The organism is Pseudomonas sp. FP603 (genome assembly GCF_030687415.1).
Classification (GTDB): domain Bacteria; phylum Pseudomonadota; class Gammaproteobacteria; order Pseudomonadales; family Pseudomonadaceae; genus Aquipseudomonas; species Aquipseudomonas wuhanensis.
Genome location: NZ_CP117431.1, coordinates 2,854,329 through 2,867,299 on the forward strand (window position 1 = coordinate 2,854,329; position 12,971 = coordinate 2,867,299).

Annotated in this window: 13 protein-coding genes; 8 read left to right on the top strand and 5 right to left on the bottom strand. The window is 59.2% G+C overall.

Translation table 11 applies throughout. The features are described 5' to 3' along the window. The 5 genes from PSH65_RS13355 (at position 1) to PSH65_RS13380 (ending at position 3,620) form a co-directional block, all read left to right on the top strand. Positions 1–717 carry a YafY family protein gene (locus PSH65_RS13355; protein WP_007897371.1) on the top strand — a complete coding sequence of 239 codons (717 nt, stop codon included), beginning with the start codon at positions 1–3 and terminating at the stop codon, positions 715–717. A 52-nt stretch (positions 718–769) separates the two neighbouring features. Continuing rightward, positions 770–1,111 carry a nuclear transport factor 2 family protein gene (locus PSH65_RS13360; protein ID WP_305426602.1) on the top strand — a complete coding sequence of 114 codons (342 nt, stop codon included), beginning with the start codon at positions 770–772 and terminating at the stop codon, positions 1,109–1,111. Between the two features lie 182 nt (positions 1,112–1,293). Further along, positions 1,294–2,412, top strand: coding sequence for a cell division protein ZapE (gene zapE, locus PSH65_RS13370; RefSeq protein ID WP_305426603.1), 1,119 nt, complete (start codon positions 1,294–1,296; stop codon positions 2,410–2,412). 18 nt (positions 2,413–2,430) lie between these two features. Beyond that, positions 2,431–3,012, top strand: a complete 582-nt coding sequence (locus tag PSH65_RS13375) for a DinB family protein (protein ID WP_305426604.1) — start codon at positions 2,431–2,433, stop codon at positions 3,010–3,012. A 116-nt stretch (positions 3,013–3,128) separates the two neighbouring features. Beyond that, complete coding sequence (locus PSH65_RS13380) at positions 3,129–3,620, top strand: GNAT family N-acetyltransferase (RefSeq protein ID WP_305426605.1); 492 nt, start codon at positions 3,129–3,131, stop codon at positions 3,618–3,620. 100 nt (positions 3,621–3,720) lie between these two features. On the opposite strand, the gene PSH65_RS13385 is transcribed toward PSH65_RS13380, so the two are convergent. Together PSH65_RS13385 and PSH65_RS13390 are read right to left on the bottom strand one after the other, a co-directional pair. Continuing rightward, positions 3,721–5,466: a phosphoethanolamine transferase CptA gene (locus PSH65_RS13385; protein WP_305426606.1), complete on the bottom strand. Its 1,746-nt coding sequence runs from the start codon at positions 5,464–5,466 to the stop codon at positions 3,721–3,723. 197 nt (positions 5,467–5,663) lie between these two features. Further along, positions 5,664–5,846: a DUF6026 family protein gene (locus PSH65_RS13390; RefSeq protein ID WP_305426607.1), complete on the bottom strand. Its 183-nt coding sequence runs from the start codon at positions 5,844–5,846 to the stop codon at positions 5,664–5,666. A gap of 272 nt (positions 5,847–6,118) precedes the next feature. On the opposite strand from PSH65_RS13390, the gene gnd reads away from it, so the two are divergent. From gnd to PSH65_RS13405, 3 genes are read left to right on the top strand one after another with little or no spacing between them, the layout of a single operon-like run. Then, positions 6,119–7,099 carry a phosphogluconate dehydrogenase (NAD(+)-dependent, decarboxylating) gene (gene gnd, locus PSH65_RS13395; RefSeq protein ID WP_305426608.1) on the top strand — a complete coding sequence of 327 codons (981 nt, stop codon included), beginning with the start codon at positions 6,119–6,121 and terminating at the stop codon, positions 7,097–7,099. Then, positions 7,096–8,619: a glucose-6-phosphate dehydrogenase gene (zwf, locus tag PSH65_RS13400; protein ID WP_305426609.1), complete on the top strand. Its 1,524-nt coding sequence runs from the start codon at positions 7,096–7,098 to the stop codon at positions 8,617–8,619. The genes gnd and zwf overlap by 4 nt, the downstream gene beginning before the upstream one ends. Next, the gene (locus PSH65_RS13405; protein WP_305426610.1) at positions 8,616–9,437 is read left to right on the top strand and encodes an HAD family hydrolase; all 822 of its coding nucleotides are present in this window, start codon (positions 8,616–8,618) and stop codon (positions 9,435–9,437) included. The genes zwf and PSH65_RS13405 overlap by 4 nt, the downstream gene beginning before the upstream one ends. Positions 9,438–9,465: 28 nt before the next feature. Here the strand turns inward: PSH65_RS13405 and nhaB are convergent, their stop codons facing one another. The 3 genes from nhaB to PSH65_RS13420 form a co-directional block, all read right to left on the bottom strand. Further along, positions 9,466–10,968 (bottom strand): sodium/proton antiporter NhaB, encoded by a 1,503-nt coding sequence (nhaB, locus tag PSH65_RS13410; protein WP_305426611.1) that lies wholly within the window; start codon positions 10,966–10,968, stop codon positions 9,466–9,468. 78 nt (positions 10,969–11,046) lie between these two features. Beyond that, positions 11,047–12,336, bottom strand: coding sequence for a hypothetical protein (locus PSH65_RS13415; protein ID WP_305426612.1), 1,290 nt, complete (start codon positions 12,334–12,336; stop codon positions 11,047–11,049). Positions 12,337–12,620: 284 nt separating this feature from the next. Beyond that, positions 12,621–12,887, bottom strand: coding sequence for a hypothetical protein (locus tag PSH65_RS13420; protein WP_305426613.1), 267 nt, complete (start codon positions 12,885–12,887; stop codon positions 12,621–12,623). Between the last annotated feature and the right edge of the window lie 84 nt (positions 12,888–12,971).

Consider the following 12,971-nt stretch of genomic DNA (forward strand, 5'->3'; position numbering starts at 1 on the left):
GTGTCGCGAACCAGCCGTTTATTGACTTTGTTACAAGTGCTGCGAGGCAAAAGTCGTCCGGTGACTGCTGCGACATTGGCCAGCGAACTGGAGATTTCCGAACGCACGCTGTACCGCGACATCGCTGAACTCACCGCGCTCGGCGCGCCGATCTTTGGCGAGGCGGGGATCGGCTATGTGTTGCGCAGCGGCCTGTTTCTGCCGCCCTTGATGCTCAATGCCGATGAAACCGAAGCCATCGTGCTCGGCTTGCGCTACGTGGATCAGCGTGGCGATGAGGTCTTGGGCAAAGCCGCGGCCGATGCCCTGGCAAAAATTGCCGCGGTACTCGACCCCGCGGCCCAGGAGGCCTTGCGCAACCCGACGGTGCTGCCGGGCCCACCGGGTTACGGCTATCCGCAAAATGCCGTGCCCTTGAATGTGTTTCGCCAGGCTATCCGCGATCAGGCCAAGTTGCACATCGATTATGCGGACGCCAATCAGGTGCCGAGTCAGCGGCTGATCTGGCCACTGGCCCTGGGCTTTCTCAATGAGGTGCGGATCATCGTCGCCTGGTGTGAATTGCGCAGCGCCTATCGCACCTTTCGCACCGACCGGATCTCGGCTGCCAGTGAGCAGGGCGAACGTTATCCGGGGCGGCGCAGCGACCTGTTGCGCACCTGGCGCAAGCAGATGCAACTGGACGAAGCAGGGCGTTTCACTCCTGACAAGAACTGACACTGGCTTGTTTTAGCATGGCTCCAGAATCAACTCACAAGGAGCCGTAAACATGTCCAATCCAGCCACTTCACTGGCCCCCGCCATTGCCGCCTACATTGCCGCTGCCAATGCTCGCGACACGTCGAGGGTTGCCAGTTTTTTCGCTGAGGATGCCAACGTGTTCGATGAGGGGCAGCATCAGGTCGGCACACAAGCCATCGCCCAATGGATGCAAGACACCGCACAACGTTATCAGCCCCGGGTCGAGGTGCTCGACGTTCAACAGCGCACCGGCAAAGTGCTGGTGCACAACCTGATCTCCGGCACTTTTCCCGGCAGCCCGCTGGAACTGCGCTACATGTTCCGCCTCAATGAACAGGGCAAGATCGCCCGGCTGGACATTTCGTTGTAACCCGGTGCTGTGTAGCGCCGCGGAACCTGTGGGAGCGGGCTTGCTCGCGAAGGCGTCGGGTCAGCCAACATCAATGTTGAATGACACACCGCTTTCGCGAGCAAGCCCGCTCCCACATGGATTGTGCTTGACTGACGGGTATCAGGCTTCGCCAGCAGCCCCAGAGACGTATACTGCCGCGCATGAATGTCGACTCTCCCTTAAGCGCCTGGCAACACGCCATCGAACAGAAGGGCTTCGTCCAGGACGAAGCCCAGGAACATGCCGTGTGGGCGCTGCAAAAATGCCACGAAGCCTTGCATGAGGGACGCGCGCCCATCACTGGCGTGTACCTCTGGGGCCCGGTCGGACGGGGCAAGACCTGGTTGATGGATCAGTTCTACCAAAGCCTGCGTGTCCCGGCCCGGCGTCAGCACTTTCATCATTTCATGGGCTGGGTGCATCAGCGCTCCTTTCAATTGACCGGCACCGCCGACCCGTTGAAAGCGCTGGCCCGCGAACTGAGCCAGGAAGTGCGCGTGCTGTGTTTCGATGAATTGTTCGTCAACGACATCGGTGACGCCATCATTCTCGGGCGTTTGTTTCAGGTGATGTTCGAGCAGGGCGTGGTGGTGGTTTGCACCTCCAATCAGCCGCCGGATCAGCTGTACGCGGATGGCTTCAACCGTGACCGGTTCATGCCGGCCATTACCGCAATCAAGCAGCACATGCAGGTAATTGCGGTGGATGGCGGGGAAGATCATCGCCTGCACCCTGGTGCTGGTCTGCAGCGTTATTGGGTGAACGTACCGGGTCAGGCCGACGCCTTGCGCGAGGTGTTCAAAGCCTTGACCGTCGGCCAGTCGGTTTCCAGCGATCCGGTCAAGGTCGGCTACCGTTCGGTCAATGTCATGCAGGCCAGTCAAACCGTGCTCTGGTGTCGTTATGCCGAGCTCTGCGAACAGCCGTTTGCCGCCATGGACTTCATGGCCCTGTGCGACACCTTCAGCGCTATTCTGTTGAGCGACGTGCCCAACCTCAGCGCGAAAAAACGCGAAGGGCGCATCGCCCGCGGCACTGAAGACGGCGTCGAGCGGGTGGCGGCGGGGGATCGCCAGTTGCCGCAGTTGTCGGTGCATGACGACGGTGTGCGCCGGTTCATCGCCCTGGTGGATGAATGCTACGACCGCAAGGTGCCGTTGTACCTTGAAGCGCAGGTGCCGATGGAGGCGTTGTACACCGAGGGCTATCTGGAATTTCCGTTTCGCCGCACCCTTAGTCGCTTGCAGGAGATGCAGCTCAAACGTTTCGCCGAGGCTTGATATCCGGGAGGAGCGAATATGAATCAGCCCTTGTCCCACCATTTGCTAACCATGGCCTATCAGAACGCCTGGGCCAATCATCGACTGGCCAAGGCCTGGCTTCAGCTAAGCCCGGCCGAGCTGGCGGCGCCGCGAGTCAGTTACTTTCCCAGCCTCTGCGCGACCCTGAATCACATCCTGACCTGTGACTGGTTTTATGTGGATGCCCTGGAGCGGGAGTTGCGCGGCGACGAACCGCATCCCGATTGCTACGTGTTTTTCAACGAAGACGAGCCGTTCACCTACGGCGTCGATCTCAAGCGCGAGCAGGCCCTGGTGGACCGTCGACTGATCGCCTATTGCGAGCAGCTGCGCGATGCAGGCCTCGGGCGGCTCGTGACCATCGCGCGCGACACCCCGCAACATGACAGCCGTTTGCGCATGCTGTCCCATTTGTTCGAGCATCAGATTCATCATCGCGGGCAGGTTCACGCGATGCTCAGCGGCACCTCGGTCAAGCCGCCGCAACTGGACGAGTTTTTTTGTGCCGGAGAGGCGGCGTTGAGGGCCGAGGATTTTGCCGAGTTGGGATGGACCGAGGCATTGATCTGGGGCGGGTGAGAGACAACGATCACAACAGGATCCGGTTGTCGGCACCCCGGCACTCGCGATAAGGTCGCTGGACCTTTCAGTGCGCAAGAGGCGAACTGGGGCAACTTGTGTGATTGAGGGTGGAAATGGAATCCGCAGAAATTCTTGTGCTTCAGGCCAGCTACACCAACCCGGTACACGCCGAGGCGATTTGTCTTGTATTGAACCATTACGCCGAAGACCCGATGGGCGGCGGTCACCCGTTACCCGCCGACAGGTTGCAACAACTGCCGGGGGAACTGGCCAAACGTCCCCATGCCTTCAGCGTACTGGCGTTTGTCGGCGGCGAGCCAGCAGGGCTGGTCAACTGCTTCGAAGGTTTTTCGACCTTTGCCTGCCGGCCGCTGGCCAACGTGCATGATGTGGCGGTGGTGTCGAAGTTTCGCGGGTTGGGGCTGAGTCAGAAAATGCTGCACAAAGTCGAGGACATCGCACGCCAGCGCGGCTGCTGCAAAATCACCCTGGAAGTACTGGAAGGCAATGCGGTGGCTCAGGCGGCCTACGGCAAATTCGGTTTTTCGCCAGGCATGTTCGACCCGGCGCACGGGCAGATGCTGTTCTGGATCAAGGCGCTTTAGTCTGCAGTCTTGATGAACCGCTTTTTTGTAGGAGCCAGGCTTGCCGGCGAAGGCGCACTTAAGGACGCCTTCGCCGGCAAGCCTGGCTCCTACAAAAGAATCACTGCTGAACGACTGCCGGAGCGACAGGCGTGCCCTTGGGTTTCATCAGGCTGAAGTCGATCAACGGCCTCTGCTTACGTGCATAAGGGTCGCCGATCATCAATGGCCGAGGTTTGAAGCTGTCGCTGACCAGGCTTTTGCTGCGGTCCAGTTCATCGAAACTCAAGCCTGCCAGATCCGCCCAGGTGTGAATCAGCTGAGAACTGCTGTACGGCCGGCCCAGATCGCCGGCAAAACTCCAGTCATGGGTTTCGCGCCATTTCGGTGAAGCCCAGGCCATGAACGGAATGGTGTACATCGGCGCCGTCGGCTTGCTCTCGTTGCGGCCCAGGGTTTTATGGCCAATGGAGTCGAAGACGTCTTCACCATGGTCGGAGAGGTACAGCAGGAAACCGTTCGGATCAGACTTGGCGTAATCCTTGATCAGGCTCGACACCACGAAGTCGTTGTACAGCACCGCGTTGTCATAGCTGTTGTACGTCGGCACCTGATCGTCATGCACACCGTCCGGAACGCCTTTGCGGTCGGTGAACTTGTTGAACGTCGGTGGGTAACGGTACTGGTAGCTCATGTGCGTGCCGAGCAAATGCACAACGATCAGCTTGCGCGGCGCCGCGTCAGCCAAGGCCTTGTTGAACGGCTCGATCACGTCGCCATCGTACTGGGCGGCGTTCTGGTTGCGGTTGTTGTTCAGGTACACCTGCTCGTCGGCCTGCTGGGAGAAGGTCGTGAGCATGGTGTTGCGCTTGGTCATGGTTTGCTGGTTGGTGATCCAGAAGGTCTTGTAACCGGCCTGTTTCATCATGCTCACCAGCGACGGCGTCGACAGGTAGAGGTCGGGGTTTTCTTCGTCGGCGAACGTCAGTACCTGTTGCAACGCTTCGATGGTGTAGGGGCGTGGGGTAATGACGTTGTCGAAAACCGCCAGTTGATCCTTGAGCTTGTCCAGTTCCGGGGTTGTTTCCCGAGGGTAGCCGTACAGGCTCATGCGCTGACGGTTGGTGGACTCGCCGATTACCAGCACCAGAGTCGCTGGCTGATTGGCCATCGAATCGGTGAGGTTCTTGAGCGGTGCAATCTTGCTGGCACTGTGGAGCATGGCTTGCATACCGGCCAGGGTATCGAGGTAACGGTGATAGGCCACGGCCATCTGCCACGGCACCGCGGGCTCGATGCGGGTTTCGAATTTCTCGAAGCCGCTCGCCAGACTCCCGCTGCGCACGGTGTGCTTGATCAGCGGGTAAGCGACCACAGCCAGCAATAACGCCGTTGCCGCGACCAATGCCTGGCTGCGTGGCAGGTATACCGGGCGCAAGCGGGTCCAAAGGAAATACGCGAATGCGGTATGGGCGAGGAACGCCGGCACCATCCACCAGGCAAAATACTGGGTCATGTACTCGCCGGCTTCAGACACGTTCGATTCGAACATGATGAAGATGACGCTCTGGGAAAATTCCTGCTGATAGATGAAGAAGTAACCCAGGCTGGCCATTGAGCAGGCCCACAGCACCACGCCGATCAGCGCGGCCATCACACGGGTTTGTCTGGGGAACAAAAGCATCGGCGCGAGCCAGATGGCGCTCATCACAAAGGCCTGGCGGAACCCGCTGAAGCCGGAGGTGCCCGTCAGCTGAATCAGCAGTTGGGTGATGCCCGAAAAATACCAGAAGAACAGAAATAACCAGAGAAATCCTGCCCAATCAAAACCTTTCGCAGACGTTTTGCTGCGTTTAAACAAAGCCATTCATCGCTCCAGCCTGATAGTTACTTCGGCCGTCGGCACTCTCCCTGTCGCAGACGAACGAACACCGCGCGGTTACCGAGCGGCCACAATGAGCCGAGTATCGACAAGAAGGTGTGAAAACTTTGTGAGTTGCCGGATCTGGCAGGGTTGCAGCGAGTCGGAAACAGCGGCGGCTGTTTCCGATTCAAACGAGGGGGTCAGGCGTGGGGAGCACGTTGGGTGACAGGCAAGGGCTGAGCCTGGTTGCTTTGGGTCAGCAGGCGCAATTGCGCGACTTCCCGCTTCAACTGGTCACGCTCGTCTTTCAACTGGCGTAGTTCATCGCGACGGATCGTGACGTAAAGGGTTTGTGCTGGCAGTGCTGTGTGTACGGTGCCCATTGCTCACCTCGCAAATGGCTGTCTCAACTGTAAATTCGCTCCCGAAATCGGGTGCTCACTTACTATCGGCGCCAATTTTGATTTCTTTTGCCCTTGAAGGGAACTTTTTTATTTTTCATGGTCGTTGTGTCTTCGGCTCGATTCCCGACGTTATCAGTCTGGATCGGGCACAATGCCCGGAAACTATGTGCCTCCTCGCTGGACTAACTCGAATGAGTCGCGTTGGGCTATAACCTTTGACACACTTTATTTGTAGTAGGGAGCATCAGTACATGCAACTCGGGATTATTGGACTGGGCCGCATGGGCGGTAATATTGCGCGGCGCCTGATGCTCAACGGGCACACCACCGTTGTTTACGACCGCAACACCACCTTTGTCGACACCCTGGCTGCAGAAGGCGCCACTGGTGTCGCCGACTTGCCAGCGCTAGTCGCTGGCCTGGCCAAGCCACGCGCGGTGTGGGTCATGCTGCCTGCCGGCGCACCGACCGAAGACACCATCGACACCCTGAGCACCTTGCTTGAAGCTGGCGATACCATCATCGACGGCGGTAACACTTTCTATAAGGACGACATCCGCCGGGCCAAAACCCTGTCGGAAAAAGGCCTGCACTACATCGACGTCGGCACCTCCGGCGGCGTCTGGGGCCTGGAACGCGGCTATTGCATGATGATCGGCGGCGATGCCGAGACCGTTAAGCGTCTTGACCCGCTGTTCGAATCCCTGGCCCCGGGCCTGGGCGACATCCCGCGCACCAAGGACCGCAAGTCCGATGACGATCGCGCCGAGCGCGGTTACATCCACGCAGGCCCCGCCGGTGCCGGGCATTTTGTGAAGATGATCCACAACGGCATCGAATACGGAATGATGCAGGCCTTCGCCGAAGGCTTCGACATCCTCAAGACCAAGGCCAGCACCAACCTGCCGGAAGATCAGCGCTTCGACCTGAACGTCGCCGACATCGCCGAAGTCTGGCGTCGTGGCAGCGTAGTGTCGTCCTGGTTGCTCGACCTGACCGCCGATGCCCTGGCGAGCGATCCGAAACTCGACGGCTACTCGGGTGAAGTGGCTGACAGCGGTGAAGGCCGCTGGACCATCGAAGCCGCCATGGAACAAGCGGTGCCGGTACCGGTGTTGTCGAACTCGCTCTTCTCTCGCTACCGTTCGCGCGGGCAAGGCACCTTTGGCGACAAGATTCTCTCGGCCCAGCGCTTCGGCTTCGGCGGTCATGTGGAGACTTCGAAAAAATGACTCATGTGATCCGCAGGAAATCCAAGGCAGAACCCGCACCGCCTACCACGCTGTTTCTGTTCGGTGCTCATGGTGATCTGGTCAAGCGCCTGCTGATGCCGGCGCTGTACAACCTGAGTCGCGACGGTTTGCTGGGGAATGGACTGCGGATCATCGGCGTTGATCACAACGCCATCAGTGACGAAGCCTTCGCCAAAAAACTCGAAGATTTCATTCGGGCGGAAGTGGCGGCCAAGGTCGGCAAGGGCGATCAAGCCCTTGATCCGGCGTTGTGGGCCAAACTGGCCAAGCACATCAGCTACGTCCAGGGCGACTTCCTTGACGAGCGCACCTACGAAGCGCTGGCGGCGAAAATCGCCGCCAGCGGCACTGGCAATGCGATTTTCTACCTGGCCACCGCGCCACGCTTTTTCAGCGAGGTGGTGCGGCGTCTCGGTGCTGCCGGATTGCTGCAAGAAACCCCTGAAGCATTCAGAAGGGTGGTGATCGAAAAACCTTTCGGTTCCGATCTGTACACCGCCGAAGCCTTGAACGCCTGCTTGCTCAACGTGATGACGGAGAAGCAGATATTCCGGATTGATCACTACCTGGGCAAGGAAACCGTGCAGAACATTCTGGTCAGCCGGTTCTCCAACAGCCTGTTCGAAGCCTTCTGGAACAACCACTACATCGACCACGTGCAAATCACCGCCGCCGAAACCGTCGGCGTGGAAACCCGTGGCAGTTTTTATGAGGTCACCGGCGCCCTGCGGGACATGGTGCCCAATCACCTGTTCCAATTATTGGCGATGGTGGCCATGGAACCACCGGCCGCTTTTGGCGCCGATGCGGTACGCGGCGAAAAAGCCAAAGTCGTCGGCGCGATCCGCCCCTGGTCGACCGAGGAAGCGCGAGCCAACTCGGTGCGCGGCCAATACACCGCCGGCGAGATTGGTGGCGAGCCGCTGCCCGGTTATCGCCAGGAAGCCAACGTGGCGCCCGACAGCACGACCGAAACCTATGTCGCGCTCAAAGTCATGATCGACAACTGGCGCTGGGTCGGCGTGCCGTTCTACCTGCGCACTGGCAAGCGCATGAGCGCGCGCGACACCGAGATTGTCATTTGCTTCAAGCCGGCGCCGTATGCACAGTTTCGCGACACCGAGGTCGATGAGTTACAGCCGACCTATCTGCGGATCCAGATTCAACCCAACGAAGGCATGTGGTTCGACCTGCTGGCCAAGCGGCCGGGGCCGGCGTTGAACATGGCCAATATCGAGCTGGGTTTTGCCTACAAGGATTTCTTTGAAATGCAGCCGTCGACCGGTTATGAAACCTTGATCTACGATTGCCTGACCGGCGATCAGACGCTGTTCCAGCGTGCCGACAATATCGAGAACGGCTGGCGCGCCGTGCAGCCATTCCTCGACGCCTGGCAACAGGACGCGACGGTGGAGAACTACGCAGCCGGCGAAGACGGACCTCAGACCGCTGACGAGCTGCTGACCCGCGATGGTCGCGTCTGGCACAGCGTCGGATGAGTGACCTGACGCAACAACCCATCCGTTTTCTGCTCAGTGACATGGACGGCACTTTACTGCTCCCTGATCACAGCCTCAGTCAGCGCACGATCGAAGCGGTCCGCGCCTTGCGCGAGGCCGGTGTGCTGTTCAGCCTGGCCACCGGGCGTCCGCCCAAAGCCATGTTGCAGCAGATCGAAGCCCTGGGTGTCGATCTGCCGACGGCGGCCTTCAATGGCGGCACAATCGTAAACCCGGACGGCAGTTTGCTGGTTGCGCATTACTTGCCGGCAACGGCAGCGTTGACGGCGCTGACGCTGTTTGCCGATCAGCCGGACATTGAAGTCTGGGTGTTCAGTGGCAGCGACTGGCTGTTGAAGGATCCGTACGGCCCGATGGTCCCGCGAGAGCAGCACGGCCTGGGTTATCCGCCAGTGGTGGTCGAGAGTTTTGAGCCTTACATGGAGCGTATCGACAAAATCGTCGCCGCCAGCAACAACGCCCAATTGTTGATCGAGCTGGAAGCGCAGTTGCTGCCCAAGGTCGAAGGGCAGGCGCAAGTCTCGCGTTCACAGCCGATTTATCTGGACGTGACTGCGATGAAAGCCAACAAGGGCGAGGCATTAGCGACACTGGCCGAGTTTCTCGGCGTACCGCTGGAACAGACCGCCGCCATGGGTGACGGCGGCAACGACCCGGCGATGTTTCACCGGGCCGGGTTGTCGATCGCCATGGGGCAGGCGGAGGAGGCGGTGAAACGTCAGGCCGACGTGGTGACCGGGGCCAATACCGAAGACGGCGCGGCCCAGGCGATCGAGCAATACATCCTCCCTCGATAACGACACAAAACCAATGTGGGAGCGGGTGTTACAGCCAGTAGCTCACCGCGTACCAGCCCAACACGCCCATCACCACGGTATAAGGCAACGCCATCCACACCATCCGCCCGTATGACAAGCGAATCAGCGGCGCAATCGCCGAGGTCAGCAGGAACAGGAACGCCGCTTGACCATTGGGTGTCGCCACGCTTGGCAGATTGGTACCGGTATTGATCGCAATCGCCAGGATTTCAAACTGTTCGCGGCTCATGTGGCCGGAGAGGAACGCCTGCTTCACTTCGGTGATGTAAATGGTCGCCACGAACACGTTGTCGCTAATGGCCGACAGCAAGCCATTGGCAATAAACAACATGCCCGGCTGTTGATCTATCGGAAGGGCCAGCACCCAATGAAGCACCGGGGCGAATAATTTCTGATCGTGAATCACCGCCACCACGGCGAAAAACACCACCAGCAGCGCCGTGAACGGCATGGCATCCTTGAAGGCGTTGCCAATACGGTGTTCGTCAGTAATGCCCGTGAACGCGGTGATCAGCACGATCACCATCAAACCGATCAGGCCGACTTCAGCGATGTGAAACCCCAGCGCGGCAATCAGGATCAACGCCGCCGCCCCTTGAACCAGCAACGCCGCGCGCTGACGTGCAGTGCGCTCGGCGTTGTCTTCCGCGGCGTAGTTGGCCAGCACCGTACGCACGTTGTCCGGCAGCAGCGTGCCATAGCCGAACCAACGCAGTTTCTCCAGCAGCACGCAGGTCACGAGGCCAGCCGCCAGCACTGGCAACGACACCGGGGCGACTTTCAGAAAGAACTCGGCGAAGTGCCAACCCATCTCATGGCCGATCAGCAGGTTCTGCGGCTCGCCAACCAGCGTGCACACACCACCCAACGCGGTGCCGACAGCACCGTGCATCAGCAAACTGCGCAGGAACGCGCGGAACTGTTCGAGGTCGGCATGGTGGAGGGAGGGCAAAAGCCGGTCATCGCTGAACTCACTGTCCTGACGCGGATCGTTGCCCGAGGCGACGCGGTGATAGACCGAATAAAACCCCACGGCCGCACTGATGATCACCGCGGTCACGGTCAACGCATCGAGAAATGCTGATAGAAACGCTGACAGGAAACAGAACATCAACGCCAGCAGGGGTTTGGAGCGAACCCCCAGCAGCAGGCGCGAGAACAGAAACAACAGCAGGTCTTTCATGAAATAGATGCCCGCCACCATGAACATCAGCAGCAGGATCACCGGGAAGTTGTGCACCAGCTCATCGTAGAGCGCCTGGGGCGTGGTCATTTTCAGCAGCAGCGCTTCGATCAGCAGCAAGCCGCCGGGCATCAGCGGATAACACTTGAGCGCCATGGCCAGGGTGAAAATGAACTCCAGCACCAACAGCCAGCCGGCCGCCACCGGCCCGACCGTCCACAACACCAGGGCGTTGAGAATCAGAAAGCCGATAATGCTCGCCTTGTACCAACGAGGTGAGTGCCCGAGAAAGTTGTGCGCGAAAGCCTGGGCCATTGAACCGGACATCGGCTACTCCTTGTATTAAGAAGCGCGCAACTTGCCGTAAGAGGAAGGGAAGATCAAGTGCAGGAAAATGAAGTTGGCCTAACCCTGATAACGCGCAACGACCGCGCGGCAGTTTCCATCCAGTGAATAGCCGCCGATGACAATGCAGCCGTCGGCCTGAATGGCCAATGAAGTAGCGGTATGCGAACAGCGACTCTGGTGTGTGCGACACCAGCCGATACCCTTGGCAAAACTGCGATCCAGCTGCCCACTGGGTAAATATCGGGCAAGAATGAAATCGGCTTCGACCCCGCCGAGCGACGCTCCGACTGTCAGTACTCGTCCGTCCGGTTGAGTCTCGGCGGCGGTCCAGCGGCAACTGCTGCGGCCGACGCCCAATAGCTTTGGCTGGCCACCGTTGCAATGAATATCGGGTCGGCCATTACTGTGAACTTTCAGAGACAGGCAGAGCATCGGGTCGCGACTGCTGCCGAAACAATGCAAGTCACCATTTTCATACTGGACGATCTGGTTGATCTGAGCGCTGTGCTCCCGTGCCTTGACGGTCATGAAACCATCTACGGCGAAGCGCTCATCCAATCGGCCATCCGGGTGATAACGCGCCAGCAGACCTTCCTCGGGGAAATTGATTGATCCACTCACCAGGATCCGTCCATCACGTTGCACCTTCAGACTGCTGAGCCAGGTGTTCATCAACAAGTGCCGGACCATGACGAAGCCGCGACCGTTGAAGCTGCTGTCCAGCGAGCCATCGACGTTAAGTCGTATCAGCATGCCGACATGATCGGTCGGTTCGAAGTAATGATTGGCCAGCAGCAGGATTCGACCGTCGTCCTGCACACAGACATCACAGGCTTCGGCGCTCGGCACGCCGGGTGGTAACCAGGTGTCGCGCGCGCCCCGGGAAAGATCACCCGGCAAGTGCACCACGCAGCGTCCCTTGTCGCCAAAATCCTGAACCGGGAAGCCTTGCTGATCAAACATCGCCAGCGCGGGCAGCGTATGGTGAGCATTCTCGTAGTGCAGGCCGGCCACCAGAATGTGCCCGTTGGGCAACACTCGCACCTTGCCAGCCATGGCCTCGAAGCCGAGTGCGAACTGGCCGCTGATGCTGCCTTTTGTGCCGAATGCCAGATCCGCCGAACCATCTGCAAGCAGGCGGGCCAGGCCAAAGCGTTGGCCGCCCGGCGTACCGACCTTTGCCGCCACCAGCAACCGGCCAACGTGGTCAATCGCAACGCCATTGGCCATGCTGGCAATACTGCCGGCGAAATACACTTGAGTCTTGCCGGTGCCAGCGAAACTCGTATCGAGCCGCTCGGCGCCATTCACGGTTGCAGGTAAGGCAAAAGCAGTCTGGGGTGACATGCATGCATCTCCTTGCCAGTCGTCCTTAATCCGGATTCCCGGATGACGACTGCCTGATCAGAACATTCAATCCCTGAATGGCTCGGCGCACAACTGTCTTCATGAGCCGGATGAGCGCGTTTTGTGCCAGAACAATGTCTTTTCGAACCACTGAAAAGCCTGCCAAGTAATCTGGCGGGTTAGAAGTTGAAAAAGGTGGTTGGTATTGCGCAGCTGACAGTAGAAAAACGTCAACTAAGAGGAGGAGGGGGCGCGGATTGCCGGGCGGCAATCCGCGAAAACGCTTAGTGCGGCATGGACCACGATTGCAGTGTGTAACCTTCCTGGCTCAACTCGGCACGGGCTTCTTCCAGCAAGTGTTCGAGTTGCTCTGGATCGGAATAGGCGCTGCTGGGGATTTGTTTGCGGCTGATGCGCGTGTTCGTGCGATCGATGACGGTCAGGCTGAGCTCGCCATTACCGTCTTGTGGTGCCCAGGCCACGCATTGAAAGGGTTGGAATGCGCGGTCGGCAATCAAAAGTGCTTCGTTGATACGGAGCGGGGCGTTCATGGGATCTTCTCTCTGTATGCCCAATCAAGTGATGTGCCGTCGGTTGGGCTTACCGTTCGGCTGGTTACTTGTACTGATGCCCGC

Coding starts and splice junctions, on each gene's coding strand:
- PSH65_RS13360 (WP_305426602.1), top strand. CDS start 770: ATGTCCAATCCAGCCACTTCACTGGCCCCCGCCATTGCCGCCTACATT.
- zapE (WP_305426603.1), top strand. CDS start 1,294: ATGAATGTCGACTCTCCCTTAAGCGCCTGGCAACACGCCATCGAACAG.
- PSH65_RS13375 (WP_305426604.1), top strand. CDS start 2,431: ATGAATCAGCCCTTGTCCCACCATTTGCTAACCATGGCCTATCAGAAC.
- PSH65_RS13380 (WP_305426605.1), top strand. CDS start 3,129: ATGGAATCCGCAGAAATTCTTGTGCTTCAGGCCAGCTACACCAACCCG.
- PSH65_RS13385 (WP_305426606.1), bottom strand. CDS start 5,466: ATGGCTTTGTTTAAACGCAGCAAAACGTCTGCGAAAGGTTTTGATTGG.
- PSH65_RS13390 (WP_305426607.1), bottom strand. CDS start 5,846: ATGGGCACCGTACACACAGCACTGCCAGCACAAACCCTTTACGTCACG.
- gnd (WP_305426608.1), top strand. CDS start 6,119: ATGCAACTCGGGATTATTGGACTGGGCCGCATGGGCGGTAATATTGCG.
- zwf (WP_305426609.1), top strand. CDS start 7,096: ATGACTCATGTGATCCGCAGGAAATCCAAGGCAGAACCCGCACCGCCT.
- PSH65_RS13405 (WP_305426610.1), top strand. CDS start 8,616: ATGAGTGACCTGACGCAACAACCCATCCGTTTTCTGCTCAGTGACATG.
- nhaB (WP_305426611.1), bottom strand. CDS start 10,968: ATGTCCGGTTCAATGGCCCAGGCTTTCGCGCACAACTTTCTCGGGCAC.
- PSH65_RS13415 (WP_305426612.1), bottom strand. CDS start 12,336: ATGTCACCCCAGACTGCTTTTGCCTTACCTGCAACCGTGAATGGCGCC.
- PSH65_RS13420 (WP_305426613.1), bottom strand. CDS start 12,887: ATGAACGCCCCGCTCCGTATCAACGAAGCACTTTTGATTGCCGACCGC.